The organism is Curtobacterium sp. MCSS17_016 (genome assembly GCF_003234255.2).
GTDB classification, from domain to species: Bacteria; Actinomycetota; Actinomycetes; order Actinomycetales; family Microbacteriaceae; genus Curtobacterium; species Curtobacterium flaccumfaciens.
Genome location: NZ_CP126255.1, coordinates 265,301 through 282,360 on the forward strand (window position 1 = coordinate 265,301; position 17,060 = coordinate 282,360).

Below are 17,060 nucleotides of genomic sequence, written 5' to 3' on the forward strand. Positions count from 1 at the left end.
GGTCCTACGGCACGGTGACGACGATGAGGGTCGTGCCGTTGTTGTCCTTCCCGGAGCCTGTGTACGCCGCTGAGGCGTTCAGGTACGGGTGGTTGCCGTAGACGATGTCCTTTGCCCCAGCGGGAGCACTGGCGGCGTTCACACGTCCGCGAAGGGTGTTGTACTCGATGCCGGCGGCACCGCCAAGAGCGACCGCTGGGTGACCGCAGATGTTCGTGACGGTGAACCCGCCGGCCCGGTCGTAGTCGTGGATGTGCCCCTTCACCCAGTCCTCGAGGCAGGCGTCCTGCTTGACGGGGATGAGCGAGCCGGTGTCGCGGGTGGCAGAGACGTCGCTGGAGAGTTGCCGGCCGATGCTGTCGGAGTTCATCGTCGTCTTGGATGACGCGGTGCCGCCGCCCTTCGGGACCGTGCCCTCGTTCGCCACCTGTGACTGGGAGACGGACGAGTCGAAGAGGGCGTCCTCGCCGAACGTCTGCGTGCTCTTCGAGGGGACCTGCGGCTGGTCTGGGGATGTCCACGGCTTCTGTTCAGCGGCGGTCGGGCCGGCGTGGTTCTCCGACGTTCCCAGTGGCGCCGCCGCCTCCTGCTGCCGATCCGACGGCTTCGGCAAGACGGTCGCGCCGCCTCCTGGAACCGGGGAGCTCGAGGTAGTGGGTTCGGCGGTGGCAGTGGCGACCGCATGCGGCGCGGTGATGACGTCCGCCTTCTGGGCGTCGTCCTCGTCGGAGCCGTTCAGGTAGACGAGGAGGGCGATGCCGCCGATGATGATGGCGATCGCGGCGGCGATGGCGGCCCACCCGGAGAGGGTGGGCCGCCCGAACACTGCGCCGATCTTGCGGAGGTGCTTCACGCTTCGCTTCCGGTTACGGGTTGACGGTCAGGGTGTCGTTGCCGGAGACGTTGCTGCGCTTGATGCCCCACGGAGTCTGGCAGGAGTACCACCCCTCCGAGTACGTGACCTGCTCCGGCTGGTTCGTGCCCTGCCAGTAGTCCTTGTAGCCCCACTCGTGCTCGAACGGGCCGCGCAGGGCCGGGTCTTCGTTCGGCCAGCCGAGGCTCTTGAAGTGGGTGCCGACGACCACGGACCCTGCTGGGCAGTACGCGTTGTACGTCACGATGAGCCAGTAGCCGCAGGCGTCCGCGGACTGCGTGCACCGGGAGCTCTTGGTCACGTGGGTGTTCTTCGCGTTGTTGTTGTAGCCGTTGACGTTGTACGACGCCCAGGTCGGCCGGCCGGGTGTGCTCATCCCGGTCTGGAAGTCGAACACGGCGCTGCGAGTGCTGCTGGCGTCACCGGTGCTGTTGATGACGCACTGCGACTCCACGTGGATGCCGTACTTGTAGCCCTGGAGGGCGTAGGACGGTGCCCAGGTGTAGCCGTTGAGGTTCCGCTTGAACCCGCTGTTCGCGCGAACGGCTGTGCTGATGGAGCCGTTTGCCTGGCCGGTGCGGTCCTCGATGTACTGGGTGTACAGCGTGGTGCCGGTCGGGCAGGTGGTGTTGTAGCCCCATCGGATGTTCTCCTGCACCGGGCTCACCGACTTCTCGGTCCGCGTGAAGTTCGTCGCGGTTGGGATGGTCGGCCAAGCGTGCCCGATCTTGTCGGAGCCTTCGCTGGTGATGCCGGAGACGTTCGCGACGATGGTGTAACGGTCGGTGACGCCGTAGGTGCTGTACGCCGGGTGGACGACCTTCGTGGTGAGGGCGCTCGTCGCGTCGATCGTGCCTTCGGTGCCGTCGTTACCGGTCCAGGAACCGGTGAAGACCGTGGGCAGGGACGAGACCTTGTTCCACGTCAGCTTGTGGGTCGAGAACGGGCTCTGCTCCGTTGCGGTGACCGTCGGGTCAGGCAGATCCTGCGTGTACGGCTGGGAGCCCTGCGTGGATTCGCCGTCGGTGCCGCAGACGGCGCTGATGGACACGACACCCTGTGCGCCGTTCTTGACGTTGGCGAGTTCAAACTGGGTGGCCTTGCCGTCGAGAACGAGGGTCTGTGTGCTGCTGACGTCGGGGACGCCGCTCGGTGTCGTCGTGGAGAACTTCGTCACCACCGTTGACGGGGTGTTGTCCGAGCACTGCGCACCGGTGAAGGTGACGCTGATGCCCTCGCGGACACCGCCGACGACGGCGCCGGTGGTGGTGGAGCGAGCGACGTTGACGACGTTGACCGCTGCCGGCACTGGGGTGCCGGATGGGACGAACCGCAGTGACCCGGGGGTGGAGACAGCCTGCGTGGCGTTGACGATCTTCGTGTAGCCGGTGAGGACGGAGTTCTTCGAGAACGCGGTCAGGTTCGACCCGTTGCTCTTGAGCGCGAGGTCGACCTTGTACGGTCGCGGGTCGTTCCAGTCGCTGTCTACGACGTCGTCCGGCTGCGTCTCTGCGGTGTCGAGCGTCGGGGTGCCGGACGCGTTGAACGTGATGACGCGTCCGCCGATGTTCTCGTAGTCGAACGTCGCCGAGCTCAGGCCGCTGACCTTCTCGGTGGTCTTCGCTCCCGGGGTGAGGGAGATGCCGGAGATGAGGTCGCAGCTGCGCGCGTCGGTCCGTCGCTCCTCGTGGAGGGTGATGGTGCTGCCGTCGGCGACACCGTGCCAGAGGTCGATGCTGCAGGTCGCGCCGGACTTGCTGAGCAGGGCGACGGCGCCGTCGTTGTAGCCGATGACTCGGTCTGCTGCGTGGACGGCCTTCGCGAACTGCAGGTCGCTGGTCTGGTAGGCGCTGCTGTTCTGGGTGGACGCGTTCGCCATCGCGGAGAACATCGTCACACCGCCGATGATGGCGGCGAGCGATGCGGTGACTGCCACCTTGACGATGGTGGAGACCATCAGCTCGGCCACGGATGTCTCCATGCCGGACTTGTCCGCGAGGACGCGGCTGATCTTGCGGGACCAGATGTGCATTCGGTGTCACCTCTTCTCGTTCGCCGACTATGTGTGCGGCTGTCGAGCAGGGCATATGCGGCGGATCAAGCGACACGCGCGGATGAGCGCACCCCGACACTTCGGTTCGAACACACGTTCGATGGCGGCTTACACTGGCCGACATGCTGACCGTCGTCGCCCTCGCTCCCCAGCGGGAGGTGAGCGACCTTGCCCTCCTCGCCCTCACCGGTGTGAGCGCCGGCTTCCCCTCCCCCGCGCAGGACTACTACGACGGCCCCATCGACCTGAACCTGCACCTCATCAAGGACGCAACCAGCACGTTCGTCGTCCGCGTCGCCGGCGACAGCATGGAACACGCCGGCATCAGCAACGGTGACGAAGTCATCGTCGACCGGTCCCTGACCGCGCGCGACGGCAACGTCATCGTCGCCGTCCTCGACGGCGAGCTCACCATCAAACGGCTGCGCCTCACCGGTACCGGCACCGTCATCTTGCAAGCCGACAACCCCGCCTACCCCGACATCGCCGTTCCGACACTGTCTGAACTGAGCATCTGGGGCGTCGTCACCCGGTGCCTCCACCGTGTCTGAGCAGACCGACCCGGACACGCCCCGCCGGCGCATCGCCCTCGTGGACATGAACAATTGCTACGTGTCCTGCGAACGGCTCTTCGACCCCACCCTCGAAGGTCGACCCGTCGTCGTGCTGTCCAACAACGACGGCTGCGTCGTCGCCCGCAGCGCCGAAGCGAAAGCGCTCGGCATCCAGATGGGCGACCCGTGGTTCAAACTCGCCGCGCAAGCACCCGCCTGGGGGCTCGAGTACCGCAGCAGCAACTACGAGCTGTACGGCGACATCAGCCGGCGGGTCATGGAACTCCTCGCCCGGTACTCCGCCTGGCAGGAGACGTACTCCATCGACGAAGCGTTCCTCGGCCTCCGTGGGACCGTCGAGCAGTTGACCGAGCAGGCGCGCGTCATCCGGGCGGCGGTGCTGAAACACGTCGGCATCCCCGTGTCCGTTGGTATCGCCTCGTCGAAGACGCTCGCGAAACTCACCAACCACGGCGCGAAACGCACCCCGTCGCTCGGCGGGGTCGCGAACCTCGACCTGTACACACCGCAGCAGGTGACCCGCATCCTCGAATCGCTCCCCACCGACGAGGTCTGGGGCGTTGCCGGGCGGACGAAGAAGCGGCTCACCGAACTCGGCATCCACACCATCGCCGACCTCCGCGCCGCCGACCCGGGTCTCATCCGGAAGAAGTTCAACGTCGTCATGCAACGCACCGTCTACGAACTCCGCGGCGTGGACTGCCTGCCCCTCGAGCCACCATCGACCACGCGAGAGCAGATCATGTTCTCCCGCTCCTTCGACACCCCCGTCACCACCCGCAGCGACATGGAGCGAGTGCTGTCCGTGTACGCCCAGCGCGCTGCGGGTCGCCTCCGGAAGCAGCACTCGGTCGCCCGCACGATGACCTGCTTCGCGTCGACCTCACCGTACGATCCAACGCATCCGTACGAGTCGGCTGCTGCCGGCGCGGCATTCTCCGTACCCACCGACGACCCAGTCGAGATGGTGAAAGCGGCCACCGCAGCACTCATGCCACGCGTACGAGAAGGAGCCCGATACGTCCGCGCCGGCGTGATGCTCGCCGGGATCCGTCCCGTCGGCGCCGACACTCCCCTCGACGCCTTCGTGCCACTCCACGACCAGCGCGGCCTTGGGAAACTCGTCGATGACGTCGGGCGGAAGTTCGGCTCAAGCAGCATCGGACTCGGCCTTGCCGGCGTGAAGGGAGCGCCCATCTGGTCGATGAAACGAGAACGGCTGTCGAAACGGGCAACCACCCACTGGGATGAACTCGCACTCGTCCACGCGAAATGACCGGTCCGAGCCCGGGGCTCAGCACCGCGCCGCACACTTCATGATCATGACCATCGACGCCAACGGCCGACCGCATGCCCCGGAGGGCACCCCGAACGGTGGGCGCTTCACCGCCGCAAACCGCCCTGACAGCGTCGGCGACGCCCTCGCCACGCCGCCTCGGTTCACGATCGGCAGCGGCCACGCACCGCATGAGAGCCGGTTGACGGGGCAGCTCGACGGCATCGACCCGGACTACCGCGTGCACCTGCTTGCGCTCAACCCGTACGAGAGCGGGCTCCTCGACTGGTACGTCACCCGCATCACCGATGACAGCAACCTCGCCCGCGCAGTACCCGGCAGGGCGCGCACCGCGGACGCCCGAACCTGGCTCGCCCTCGCCGATGCCGACACCTCCGAACGTGGGAAGCAGTTCGCCGCAGGGTTCCGCGAAGCGGTCACCACCCTCATGAGCGAGAAGCTCCATGAACACAACGACCGCGGCGCCGGTGTTCACGAGCTCGCTGACGCGGCGCTCACCGCCGCGACGACGAAGCGTGCGGCGAAGTCCGACCGGGACGAATGGGCGTCACAGGTGCAGTGGGCGCAGAACGCCGGTTCCCAGCGCGGGTACCTCGTCGCCGCAGCCGTCCTCGCCGGAGAAGACGCCACGTGGGGGTTCCGGGACGACGTCCACGAAACAATCCACGGCGGCGACGACTGGTGAGCTGATTCGAGATAGGCTCATGGCCGGCGCGGGGGGCGCCGAACATGAAGCGCGCTCCCTCGAGCCGGACCCGAACCGACTCGAAGGACAACCAGAATGCGGCGCTCTCCCCTCGCCACCATCTTCACCGCCGTCGCGGCCACCGCGCTGCTCCTCACCGGCTGCAGCACCGGTGCTAGCGACACCAGCGCCGCCAGCCATAAGCCAGCGAAGGCCGCATCGCCGAAGGCGGAAACCGTCAGCGAAGTCGGGAAGCTGACCTACCCAGAGTCATGGGACATCCCCGCAGTCCCGAACGGGGACACCAGCAACGCCTCGTTCAAGATCCGGTTCGACGGCGTGCTCATCTTCGGCGAGGTGACCGTCCCATCGGTCAGCCGCGACGATGCCGACGCCTGGTTGAACAGCAGCGCCGATACCTGGGGTGTGCAGCGCGACCCAGACAAGGATCAGGTTCTCAAGAGCGCCGAGCCGCACATGAAGGCGTCCGTGCAGTACAACGAAGACGGCAGCACGCTCTTCATCAACGGGCACGGCTGGGGCTCACCCGTAGAACCGGGCGTGCTCGATTCGGAGAAAGCCGTCAAGCTCCCCTCCGAATGGGCAGCGCTCCCGTTCCCGAAGGACGCACCGCTGCAGTACGCGTTCGCTCAGTTCAGCTACGACCCGAAGAACGGCATCGACTGGAAGCACCCGACGTACAACTTCACTCTCGTGAAGGGCTACCCCGACGGAAAATCGATCGTCGACCAGTGGGCAGCGTCGCTCAACAAGGACAAGTACCAGGTCGCCGGGACGGCCGGCGACGGTGCGACAGTCGGTGGGGCGTTCCAAATCCTTCCCGGCGCGGAGAGTGACGACTTCCCCACCTTCGGTGCTCGCAAGCTCGAGGAAACCGCGACGACGAAGCCCGCCGACGTGCAAGCGACACCGTCACCGTCTGAGACGAAGCAGGCGGCGACCGCTGACTGGGCGGACATCAACGGGAGGTGGTGCCCGGAAGGGCAGTCCAGCACGGACTGCGTCGAGATCGCCGGCGGCCGCGATGTGACGTTCAACGCCGACCTGTCGTTCGTTGAATCTCGCGGCGAGTGCCTCCTCGGGTCAGCGACCTACATGGACGGTGGCGGCGCGAACGTCCTCTACTGCCCAGCTGGGGCGCCGACCCCCGGCGCGGACTTCACGCCTCGGTTCACCGACGGGGAGCCGGTTATCGGTGACAACCCGACGAAGGACCGCATCTGGTTCTTCCAGGGCCCCGGCGCGAACACCCTGACCCGCGGCTAGTTCCAGGCAGGGTCGCCGAACCCTGCTGGGGCCGGCATGCGCAGTGGTGTGCCTTGCGTCGCGGCGACGTTCGACTCCCAGATGCCGTGGCTGCCGTTGGCGAGACCGACAGCCCAGAGGGCGTGGCGGGAGTCGCGGGCGACGGTGACGTTCTCATCCGGGATGCTGGTCACCTCGTTGAAGTGACTGGACGGCAGGATGGTCGTCGGCGTCTTCACGCTCCCGGTGTTGCCGTTGCCGAGTTGCCCGCCGGAGTTGTCGCCCCACGCCTGCAGCTGACCGGTGTTCTTCACCGCGAAGGCGCGGCTGTATCCGCCGGCGACGCTGGTGTAGACGCTGCCGGAGGCGATGCGGACCGGTGCGGTGCGGTTCGTCGTCGTCCCGTCGCCGAGCTGGCCGACGTTGTTCAGTCCCCACGCCCAGAGGCCGCCGGAGGCGTCGATGGCGTAGCCCGTCTGCCGTCCGCCGGAGACGTGCGTGAACTTCGTGCTGCCGCCGATGGCGGCCGCTGTGGTGGTGGACGTGGTGTCGCCGACGCCGAGTTGCCCCTGCGCGTTGTTGCCCCAGGACCAGAGCTTGAGGTTCGTGTCGATGGCGTAGCCGGTGGCTCCGGAAGTGGCGACGGCGACGAACTTCGACGATGCTGCGACCTGCACTGGGGTGGCCTGGGCCGACGGGCTGGAGCCGGTGCCGAGACGGCCGGCGGCGCCGTTGCCCCAAGCCCAGAGCTTCTTGTTGATGTCGATGCCGAACGTGGTGCCGGCGGCGGTTGAGATCTCGATGAAGTGGTGGCCGGTCATCTTCGTCGGGCTGCACACATCGGTGGTGGTTCCCAGGCCGAGCTGTCCGGAGGCGTTGCGCCCCCATGCGTAGACGTTGCCGACGGCGTCCATCGCGAACTGTGTGTCGTCGTCGCCGGTCACGGAGACGAAGGAGACATCGCTGTTCAGCTTTGTCGGGGCGACCCAGGATGGGGTGGCGGCACCTGTGCCCGCCTGGCAGGCGTTGTTCGGGCCCCACACCCACAGCTTGCCGTTCGCGTCGACGCCTGCGCGAGTGGAGACGGAGTTCCAGGAGTTCTTCTGGACGGGGCCGGACTGCGCCGGCTCGGGAACGCCGACGATGCTCGACCGGGCGACAGCCCAGATCTTGTACGCCGCGCCCTCAGACGAGTTCACCCAGGTGGCGTTTCCGGCGGAGTCGAGCCCGGAGATGTGGGTTGTGTTCGTCGCGTTGAGTTCCATGTCCCGCGTGATCGTCATCTGGTGGTACGGCGCGGCCGCAGTGATGCTGACGATGCGGGAGTCGGGCCCGTTGGCCTTGTCCGCGGTGACGGTGGTGCACACCGTCGGCTGCCCGGTGCACTGTTGCGCCTGCGACGGGAGGACGGGCACGGCGAGGTTCTGGTTCAGCGTTCCGGCGTACGACTCGGCGCGGGACGTGATCGCTGCGGTGAGGCTCTTCGTCGCGGTGACTGCGCCCGCTTGGTAGGCGAAGTTGATGGCGACGAAGCCGAGCGCGAGCAGCGCCATGACGCCGACGATTCCGATGATGAACACGTCGGCGAAGCCGCCGTCGCGTCGAAGGGACTGGTGGATGCGACGGATCATGCGCTACCTGCTGCGGCGTAGATGAGGACGGTGTTGACGACGTTCGGGTCGTCGGCGACGACGAGTTTCACTGTTCCGGTGCCGGTGGTGACGATGGTGCCGAAGTAGTTGTCCATCGTCCCGTCGGTGGGGATGTCGGCGAGGATGGTGCCGTTCTGGATGAACCGGAGGGTGCCGGACGGGTTGCCGAACCCGTCGCGGGCCTTCACGAGGTACCGCCACGCGGTCTTGCCGGTGCCGGTCGGTGCGAACGACGCGACGACGCCTTCCTGCGGGATGGCGGTGGAGGTGGTTACGTCCGCGTGGACGGCACCCTTTGACTCCTTGCCGGACGGGTCCTTCCGGACGACGGCACCGGGGAGCTGCTGGTTCACGGTGAGGGCCTGGAACTGGCTCGCGACCGTGCAGTTCGGGCCGTCCTTCGCGGTGGACAGCAGGCAGCTGTCCGGGTCTACGACGTCGCCACTCTTCGGCATCGACGCGAAGTACGTCACGCCGGCAGCTGACGTCGTCGTCCACAGCGCGGCCTTGGTGTTCTTCGTCGCCTCGGATGGCAGGGCTACGGTGCGAATCTTCGGCGCCGCAGCAGTGCCCCAGATGTTCGGGCGGTCCCGCTCGCCGGCGAACGCGGCGACGGCGTTCTGCCGTTCGGTCTGCGCGGTGACGCCGGAGATGAGACGCATGTCGTTCATCGCCCCGTAGGCCATCATCGTGCCGACGAGGACGACGATGAACGTCGCAGCGACCGCTTCGACGATGGAGCCCTTGTCCGCGCGGAGCCACGAACGGAGCCCACTGATGAGGCGGCGTGCGTTCATCTGTGGGCTCCGATCAGAGGTTGAGGGTGTGAGGAGGCGCGGAGCGTCAACGGGGTGCTGACGCTCCGCGCCCGGCTCATGAGGCGGTCGTCGGGCAGGTCGCTCCGCCGGCGGAGGTGCCGGGGTTGGTCGTCTGGACCTTCGTCGATGCCTCCGTCGCCCAGAAGGACGTGCCGTGGTCCGACTTGATGTAGACGCAGTACCCGTCGGCGGTCGCGTTGACGGCGAGCTTGTCCTTGCCGCCGACGAGGGTGCTGTTCGACGACGCGGTCTTCGACGTCAGCTCGGCGAGCGTGCCGTAGTCGTTGTTCTGCGCGTAGTAGAGCTGCTCGGCGGACTGGACGGTCCCGAGCTGGCTCTTCGCCGCCTGGTCCTGCGTCCACGGGACGATCCACACGACACCGAGGATGGTGCCGGCGATGAGCGCGATGCTGACCGCGACGGCGACGATGATGTTCGGGATGGACACCTCGATGCCGTCCCGGCTTCGCAGCGTGGAACGGTACGTGTCGAGGAAGCGTGGAACGGCGTGCACCGGTCCGGCGTGCTTGCTGATCATGGGTCTCTCCTTGGTGAGCCGGGTGACCTGGCCGACTCCCCCTAGTGAGGCCGTCAGGTGCGACACCCTGGCTGGTGCCGCGACCATCGACATGCGGCGAAAACGACGGGTGGTCAGAAGATCGCTGCGAAACAGGACGCGGCAGCGAAAGTGACCGTCATCGCCGGCAGATGTGGCACACCGGCGGGCAACTTCAGCGCCCGATTCCCGATGGACAGCGCTCCCTGCAGTCCGATGGACGCGGTGAACCACCACAGGGCGAGGAGCGGGTGCACAGCACCGAGGATGAACGCGGGGATGGGAACCAGCTTCACGTCGCCGCCGCCGAAGATGTCGCGGACGCCGAGCTCGAGGTACACCAGGAACGCAAGGAGACCGCAGAGCGCTCCGACGACGACCTGATGCGTGGTGATGCCCGCGTAGGACAGCGACGCGGCGACCGCACCGGCCGCTACCGCCGTGAGGGTGTCCGGGATCCACTGCACGGCCACGTCGATGACCGCCGCGACGATGAGGAACAGCAGCACCACGTTCACCGGGGCCGCAGCCCAGGTGAGTGCCGCGTGCATCAACCGCCGACCATGCCCATCATCTGCGGGGCGAAGGATGCGACCGGGATGGCGACGGCGAGGATCACGACCGCGGCGATGCCGAGCACCATCATCTCCGTGATGGGTCCGACACGGTCAGCGAACGTGTTGAGGCGGCGGCGAGCTTTCTTGTGGAAGATCTTCGCCAGCTCCGCCATGACCTTCACGCGTTCACGCGGTGACGGGGACACCTCGATGCGGTTCTTGAAGTTCCACGGCAGCAGCGGGGTGTCGGCGACGTCCGCGAACACGGCGTTGCCGAGCTTCTGCGCTCCGATGTGGTCGTTAACGTGTGCCTGCAGCGCCTCGTTGCCGCACGCGCGGGCGCCGATCTCAAGGGCTTCCACCTCCGGGATACCGGAGCCGAGACAGACGGAGACGACGTCGGAGAACCGTGCGGCCGCCTGCATCTGGTTGATGGGGCCGATGAGCGGTGCGCGGATCGCCATCCGGTCCTTCCAGACACGGACCGCTTCGATCTTCCGGCCGAACCCGTACCAGTAGACGAACCAGAGCAGGATGACGACGGCGATGACGACGAACGCCCACTTGAGCTGACCACCGACGCTGATCATCACCTGCGTCGCAGGCGGGGTCTTCGACCCGATGCTGGTGAACACGTCGGCGACGGTCGGCAGCAGCCACTGCGCGGCGACGATGACGAACGTGATGACGATGCCGAACATGAACATCGGCTTGAACAGCGCTGCCTTGATTTGCGCCCGGATGTCGGAGCCTTCGACGATGAGCTCCGCGGCACGGCGGAGGTTGCGGTGCAGGTCCCGAGGGGTGGACGCTGCGCCGATGAGTTCTCGGACGACGCGTGGGAACGTGTCCGTCTGAGCGGACAACGCCGCCTTGATGGTCTCACCGCGAGCGATGAGGTCAGCGGAACGCTGGTAGGCCTTCCCGACGTTGTACTTCGCGTAGTGATGCGCGAGGGTGCGGAGCGCCCGGTCCTCGGACTCGCCGGACTCGAGCATCGACGCGAGGTCCTCCAGGGTCTCGGCGATGTCGTCCGGACGGGACTTCTTCCCGACGATGGTGACCTTCGGCTGCTTCTCGCCGGTGTCGAGTTGGAGCTTGGTGTCATCGTTGGCGCCGATGAGGACCGACGGGTCCTTCTTCTTGCTCTTGCCGCCGATGGTGAAGGTCTTCTTCGCCTTCTTCCCGGCAGGGGCGGCGTCGTCAGCGGGGAGGTCGGGAACATCCGACTGCTCCGCACTGTCGTCGAAGAGGGAGAAGAACTCGTCTGCCATGGGTGCTCCGGAAGGTCCGTGGTCGGCCCAGCGCGGACGGGTTCGCGCCGGTTCACTCACTCCCATGCGGCGAAACGAGCAGAGCGGCTATTTGCCCTCCGCGGCGAGGTCCCGAACGGTGTCCTCGATGACCTGCCCGGTTGTGCGCTCGTCGTCGAGGTTGTCGTCATCGTCCAACCACGCGTGCACCCGTTCTCGCACTTCCGGGAGTCGGGTCAGCAGCTCGTCGGTCAGCCACGCGGCGACCATGCGCGTCTCCTCGGTGTTCCGCGTCGCACGTTGCCGTTCGACTTCGCGGAGGTCGAGGATGAGCTGCGCCGTTGGACGGCCAGCGATAAGGGCGTCCCGTTTCGCTTGCAGGGCGTCGCGCGACGTCAACGTCACGTCGGCAGCAGGGCGACACTGCTCGCTGAAACGGCCGGCCCCGTCATGGGCGTTGCCGCGGCTGTCGACGGTGGTCATTCACCGTTCCAGTTGCCGTCGTCGTCGAAGTCTCCTTCGTCTGCGATCTTCTCGGCGGCGGAGGCGACGACGTCCATGCTCACTTCGAGGAGGACTTCGTCGCGGTCGTAGTCGTAGCCGACGATCTTCTCGCTGAGGCTGTACGGAGAAAGGTCGCTGACGAGTCGTGCAGCGAGGTCATCCGTGAGGGTGTCCACGCCGTCTCCGGCGTCCACAGCCTCAGCGTAGAAGTAGCGATCGACGGAGAGGACCGCGGTGTACATGCCGTCCTTGTCGGCGTTCGCGAGCGCGTAGCCCTCGCTCACCGGCGTGGTCTGTACGCGGAGGGTACGGGGTCCCGCTGGTACGTCCCGGAAGGCGTCGAGGCTCACCGTCGCCTCGGTGTTGTTCTTCTCGGTGAAGCGGCCGTTCTGCCCGTGCAGGTTGCCACTGCTGTCGATAACGCTCATGGTTTGAATGTGTGCGGCTACCCGCCCGCCGCGCGGACTTCCGATGCTGGGCGGCCGGCGATGAGCGCTTCGGTCGCCGCGCGGGTGTTCACGAACACATCCGGTGTCGGGCCGACTCGCACGACCGCGGTGACGGCGGTGTACACGCCGAGTTCGGTTGCGTCGTCGCGGGTGGCGAGTTCGGTGAACCAGTCGAGCGCTTCGAGCACGTCGGAGGCGGACACCACGGCGACGACGGTCCGGCCGGTGAGGGCAAGCCGTGTCGCGAAAGCGGCTCGAGGCGCGTCGAACACGTCATCGAGGACGATGACGTCCGCAACGGCGCGCAGCAACGTCCGGCTGACGTCATCGAAGGCGCCATCGACCGGCGCGGGAAGGCGCACGAGGCCGGGGTACTCCCCTGCCGGGTGCTCCTCCACGGTCCACGCGGCCCGGCCGGCGCGACAAGAGTCCCCCGCCGCTGTGAGTGCTGTGGCGCTCTTCCCGGCGCCGGGGCGGCCGGTGACGATGATGAGGCCTTCGCGGTCGATGAACGGTCGAAGGGGTGTCATCGTCGGCCCCGCCCGCCGCGGTGCTGGTCCTGCTCCCGCAGTTCTGCGGCTGCGAGGAGTTCGTCGATCATCTTCGGGTCGCTGGAGTTCGCGCGGGCGACGTCTTCGGTGATGGACCCGTCGCGGACGAGTTTCACGAGGGAGTGCTCCATTGCGACCATCTGCTCCTGCCGGCCGTTGCCGAGCAGGTACTGCTGGACGAGGACCATGTCGCCGGACCGGTCCCCGTTGCCGAGGATGAGTTGGCTGAACTGGCGGGTGTTGAACGCGATCTCCTGCGCCATGGCGAGGCCGCCGCCGTTCTTCGCGAGCAGCTTCTGCACGGCGATGCACCGGAGCACCTGTGAGAGCTGCGTGCGCACCAGCGGCTGCTCGTCGGAGGTGAACATGGAGATGAACGTGTCGATCGCTTCGGCTGTGGAGCCGGCGTGCATCGTGGAGACGACCAGGTGTCCGGACGCTGCGGCGAGGAGCGCGGACCGCGCAGTCTCTGCGTTCAGGATCTCTCCGACGACGATGATCCGTGGGTGGCTTCGCTTGGCGTCCTCGATGGAGGCGGCGAAGGTGGGCACGTGCATCCCGACCTCACGCTGTGTGACGAGGGACTTCCCCGGAGGGTAGACGTACTCGATGGGCGCTTCCGCCGTGTAGATGTGCGTCTCCCAGTTCTGGTTGATCGCGTTCACCAACGCGGCGATGCTGGTGGACTTCCCGGAGCCGGTCTGCCCGACGAACAGGAACAGGCCGTCGGGTCGTTCGATGGTCTTCGCCAGCGACCGCGGCAGGCCGAGCTTCTCCACGGTGGGGATGTCACGGCTGATGATGCGGATGGTGAGGCTGATGCCGTTGAACCCCTGACGGACGGCAACACGTCCACGGAATGCCGACCGCTGCCGGAGGCTGCCGTCGTCGTTGCGCACCATGCCCTGCAGCTGGTTCGCGTCGAACGACGCACCCGCCTGCCCGAGCTCCTGCAGTCGTGCCACGCCACCGGGAACGATCTTGTTCACGACCGCTTCGATGACGCCCGGTGGCAGGTGCCCCATGTTCGGCACCTGCATCGTCTTCTTGTCCTGAACGAAGAAGACACCACGGTCCGGGGTGAGGTGGATGTCGGACGCACCCTGCTCGCCGTACGTGTCAACGAGCGCTGAGACGAAGGAGATCGGGTCAAAAGTGGCAGTCTGCTGCGACATGAAGGTCCTGATGGGGTCGGGAGGTGGTGACACCCGACCCCATGCGGCGAAACGGCCCTAGAGGACGTTGCCGAGGACTCGGCGGACCTCTCGTTCGTCGGTGATGCCCTCCGCGATGAGCGCACGGGCGTTCTCCGCGAACGTCGTTGAAGTGTCCGCGGCGGACTTCTCGATGGCCGCGACCGACTCATCACGAACGATGGCTTCGGTGAGCGCCGAGTCCACGGTCAACACCTCGTGCACGGGGTGCCGGCCGAGGTAGCCGTCCGGGCCGTCGCCGAGTCGGCGGACGAGTCGCTGCGAGATGACGCCGCGGACCGCGTCGAGGACCCCCAGGGCGCTGCCCTCGGACATCTGGATCAGCTTCCGCAGCGCTGTGACGTTGTTGGTCGCGTGGATCGTCGTGATGACACGACGACCCGCCGTAGCGATACGCACCGCGGCCGACGCAGTTGCCTCGTCACGGATCTCGCCGAGGAACAGGGTGTCGAAGTCGGAACGGACGAGGTATTTCATGTTCGCCGCGAAGCCGGAACCGATCTCCTCGTTGACCTCCACCTGGGCGACATCCCAGAGTGCACGCTCGACCGGGTCCTCGAGGCTCATCACTGCTCGGCCGGCACCGCCGATGCGCATGAGCGCGGCATGAGCGGTGGTCGTCTTGCCCTCACCCATCGGGCCCGCGATGACGGTCATACCGCCGGGGACGGCGAGGAGGTTGTTGACCGCTTCGAGGTTCCGCGCGGTGAAGCCGAGGCTCTCCAGCGGCCGGAGCTGACCTGTCTGCGGCAGACGCAGGACGACCTTCTCGCCGCCATCGAAGAGCGGTGTGACGACTGCGCGGAGCTGGTACGGGTAGTTGTCGATCTCGAGTTCGTACCGACCGTCACCGGGGACACGGTTCGAACCGGTGGGGATACGGGACCCGGACTTCACCAGGTTCAGCACCATCGTCGCCTCGCGGCCCTTGAGGAGACGGATCCGCTCCAGGAACCCGTCGCGGCGCCCCTCGATGGTGAGCTCGCCTCGCGCCCCAGACATGAACAGGTGCACGTCAGAGATGCCGAGGGCGACCAGCTGCCGGAGCACCTGGTTCAGCCAGTCCTCGTTCACCGTCAGGTTCGCTCCGACGGCGCTCAGCGGGATCCGCGCCTCCATCGGGGCGGCTTCGGCGACCAGACGGTTCGCCGGGTCGTCCTCAGCCAGCGGCTCCGGTACTTCCGGAGCAGGGGTTGCAGTCTGCGGCTGAGCTGCAGGGGCAGGTGTGGGCCGCTCTGTCATCGGATCGGCAGCCGGCACGGCGGTGACGGTCGGTTCCGCAGGGATGATGACCGGAGCGGGGACCGGGCCGTCGAAGTCGTCGTCGAAGAAACCGGTCGGTAGAGCCGACTCGGCCTGCGGCTGCAACTGCGGAACCGGGGGCGGCAGCGGGACCGCCGGCGCCGCCGGAGGAGCCTGGAACTGTGCAGCAGCAGGCTGCGGCACCGGAGCGGGAACCTCGAACTGCGGGACCGGGGCCGCCTGGACCGGGGCTGGGTGCTGGAACTGCGGCGCCGCTACCGGTGGCACCTCGAACGCTGCCATCTGCTGCGGAATCGCTGGTGGGACCTGGTACTGCTGAGCAGGGGCGGCAGGCACCTGCTGCTGCTGCTGCTGCTGCTGCTGCTCGGCAGTCGGCTGTACTGCGGCAGGGACCTCGAACTGCGGCGCCGGTGGCGTCTGCTGCGGGAGCGCCTGCGGCACCTCAAACTGCGGAGCGGGAACCGCCGCGGGAGGGGCTGCCTGCGCTGCTGCGAGCATCGCCGCGAGATCCGCAGGCGGTGCCGCGGGAGTAGCGCTCCCCTGCGGTGCGGGAGTCCACGCCTCCGGAACCGTCGCCGGCTCGGCGAAGGCAGGCTCAGCAGCTGGGGTGATGGACGCGGGAGGGACGGCGACCTCGAACGGTGCGTAGTCCGCGGCGACCGGCACAGACGGCACGGCAACCGGAGGGACCACTGGTGTCGGCACCAGAGAGTGCTGTTCAACCTCCTCGTACGCCTGCCACGGCGTCGTGTCCTCCGGCATGGTGAACACAGTCTCTCCGGGTGATGCCAGCTCCGCGGGGCCGGCCCACTCCGGGATCTCGAACGGAACCGCGTCGACGCCCGGCGCGGGAACTTCGAACGCCGGCGCGGGTGCCGGGACCGCCGCGAGCGGAACCTCGAAGAGTTCAGTCACCGGCGCCGGCAGCTCCGGCGCGGGGATGCGCTCGTCGTCGAGAATCGGCGCCTCAGCCTGTGGCTCGTCGAACGACAGCGGTGCTGGCCAGGACGTCGCTGCCGCCTCCGACTGCCACGGCTCTGCCTCCGCGGTGACGGCAGCGAGGTCGGGGACGACGAACCCCTCGGGCAGGTCTGGAACCGTGAAGGCGTCCTCAGCGGTGACGAGTGCGTCGAACGTCTTCGGTGCCGGGCCGGGGATGACCTGTTCGACGGCCGGCATGGTGAATCCCGTCGGGATGTCCGCCAGGTGCGCGGCGTTCGATGCAGGCACCGGCGGGGCCTGGAACACGTCTCCGAGTTGCGAGTTCAGGGCGGCCGCGGGTGCGGGTACGTGCCGGTTCGTCGCGTACTCGGACAGCAGAGCTTCGAGCTCTGCGTCGGGGGCTGTGCCCTGCCGGCGGGGGCCGGGCGTCGGGTCGACGGCGGTGAAGCCGGACAGGTCTGACATGGGGTTCTCCGTCACGTAACCGAGGTGCGCAGGTCGGGGTGCTGCGGCTCGGGACATGCGGCGAAAAACGCCCGTGGAAGGCGCCA

At 67.3% G+C, this 17,060-nt stretch carries 16 protein-coding genes; 4 read left to right on the forward strand and 12 right to left on the reverse strand.

Annotated features, from left to right (window positions below):
* Nucleotides 1-4 precede the first annotated feature (4 nt).
* A complete protein-coding gene (locus tag DEJ19_RS20120) occupies nt 5-853 on the reverse strand; it encodes a hypothetical protein (RefSeq protein ID WP_111232001.1) in 849 nt (282 codons plus the stop codon).
* A 13-nt stretch (nt 854-866) separates the two neighbouring features.
* Nucleotides 867-2,906, reverse strand: coding sequence for a hypothetical protein (locus DEJ19_RS20125; RefSeq protein ID WP_111232000.1), 2,040 nt, complete (start codon nt 2,904-2,906; stop codon nt 867-869).
* Nucleotides 2,907-3,049: 143 nt separating this feature from the next.
* Here DEJ19_RS20125 and DEJ19_RS20130 point away from each other — a divergent pair, with 143 nt between their 5' ends.
* The 4 genes from DEJ19_RS20130 (at nt 3,050) to DEJ19_RS20145 (ending at nt 6,771) form a co-directional block, all read left to right on the forward strand.
* A complete protein-coding gene (locus tag DEJ19_RS20130; protein WP_111231999.1) occupies nt 3,050-3,478 on the forward strand; it encodes a LexA family protein in 429 nt (142 codons plus the stop codon).
* Nucleotides 3,471-4,778: a Y-family DNA polymerase gene (locus tag DEJ19_RS20135; protein WP_258377322.1), complete on the forward strand. Its 1,308-nt coding sequence runs from the start codon at nt 3,471-3,473 to the stop codon at nt 4,776-4,778. Before DEJ19_RS20130 ends, DEJ19_RS20135 begins: the two co-directional genes overlap by 8 nt.
* A gap of 46 nt (nt 4,779-4,824) precedes the next feature.
* Entirely contained in the window at nt 4,825-5,484 is a 660-nt protein-coding gene (locus tag DEJ19_RS20140; RefSeq protein WP_146250474.1) for a hypothetical protein, read from the forward strand.
* Nucleotides 5,485-5,580: 96 nt separating this feature from the next.
* A complete protein-coding gene (locus tag DEJ19_RS20145) occupies nt 5,581-6,771 on the forward strand; it encodes a hypothetical protein (RefSeq protein WP_111231997.1) in 1,191 nt (396 codons plus the stop codon).
* Here the strand turns inward: DEJ19_RS20145 and DEJ19_RS20150 are convergent.
* The 10 genes from DEJ19_RS20150 to DEJ19_RS20195 form a co-directional block, all read right to left on the reverse strand.
* On the reverse strand, nt 6,768-8,381 hold the full coding sequence (locus tag DEJ19_RS20150) for an RCC1 domain-containing protein (RefSeq protein ID WP_111231996.1): 1,614 nt from the start codon (nt 8,379-8,381) through the stop codon (nt 6,768-6,770). The genes DEJ19_RS20145 and DEJ19_RS20150 overlap by 4 nt on opposite strands.
* Nucleotides 8,378-9,199 carry a hypothetical protein gene (locus DEJ19_RS20155; RefSeq protein WP_111231995.1) on the reverse strand — a complete coding sequence of 274 codons (822 nt, stop codon included), beginning with the start codon at nt 9,197-9,199 and terminating at the stop codon, nt 8,378-8,380. The genes DEJ19_RS20150 and DEJ19_RS20155 overlap by 4 nt, the downstream gene beginning before the upstream one ends.
* A 76-nt stretch (nt 9,200-9,275) precedes the next feature.
* Nucleotides 9,276-9,758, reverse strand: a complete 483-nt coding sequence (locus DEJ19_RS20160) for a hypothetical protein (RefSeq protein ID WP_111231994.1) — start codon at nt 9,756-9,758, stop codon at nt 9,276-9,278.
* A 113-nt stretch (nt 9,759-9,871) separates the two neighbouring features.
* Nucleotides 9,872-10,327: a prepilin peptidase gene (locus DEJ19_RS20165; protein WP_111231993.1), complete on the reverse strand. Its 456-nt coding sequence runs from the start codon at nt 10,325-10,327 to the stop codon at nt 9,872-9,874.
* Nucleotides 10,327-11,607 (reverse strand): type II secretion system F family protein, encoded by a 1,281-nt coding sequence (locus tag DEJ19_RS20170; RefSeq protein ID WP_181441425.1) that lies wholly within the window; start codon nt 11,605-11,607, stop codon nt 10,327-10,329. Before DEJ19_RS20170 ends, DEJ19_RS20165 begins: the two co-directional genes overlap by 1 nt.
* Nucleotides 11,608-11,694: 87 nt before the next feature.
* A complete protein-coding gene (locus DEJ19_RS20175) occupies nt 11,695-12,069 on the reverse strand; it encodes a hypothetical protein (RefSeq protein WP_111231991.1) in 375 nt (124 codons plus the stop codon).
* The gene (locus DEJ19_RS20180; protein ID WP_111231990.1) at nt 12,066-12,518 is read right to left on the reverse strand and encodes a hypothetical protein; all 453 of its coding nucleotides are present in this window, start codon (nt 12,516-12,518) and stop codon (nt 12,066-12,068) included. The genes DEJ19_RS20175 and DEJ19_RS20180 overlap by 4 nt, the downstream gene beginning before the upstream one ends.
* A gap of 17 nt (nt 12,519-12,535) precedes the next feature.
* On the reverse strand, nt 12,536-13,069 hold the full coding sequence (locus tag DEJ19_RS20185; RefSeq protein ID WP_111231989.1) for an ATPase, T2SS/T4P/T4SS family: 534 nt from the start codon (nt 13,067-13,069) through the stop codon (nt 12,536-12,538).
* Nucleotides 13,066-14,265 carry a type IV pilus twitching motility protein PilT gene (locus tag DEJ19_RS20190; RefSeq protein ID WP_111231988.1) on the reverse strand — a complete coding sequence of 400 codons (1,200 nt, stop codon included), beginning with the start codon at nt 14,263-14,265 and terminating at the stop codon, nt 13,066-13,068. Before DEJ19_RS20190 ends, DEJ19_RS20185 begins: the two co-directional genes overlap by 4 nt.
* A gap of 57 nt (nt 14,266-14,322) precedes the next feature.
* Nucleotides 14,323-16,974, reverse strand: a complete 2,652-nt coding sequence (locus tag DEJ19_RS20195) for an ATPase, T2SS/T4P/T4SS family (protein ID WP_181441424.1) — start codon at nt 16,972-16,974, stop codon at nt 14,323-14,325.
* Nucleotides 16,975-17,060: the final 86 nt, after the last annotated feature.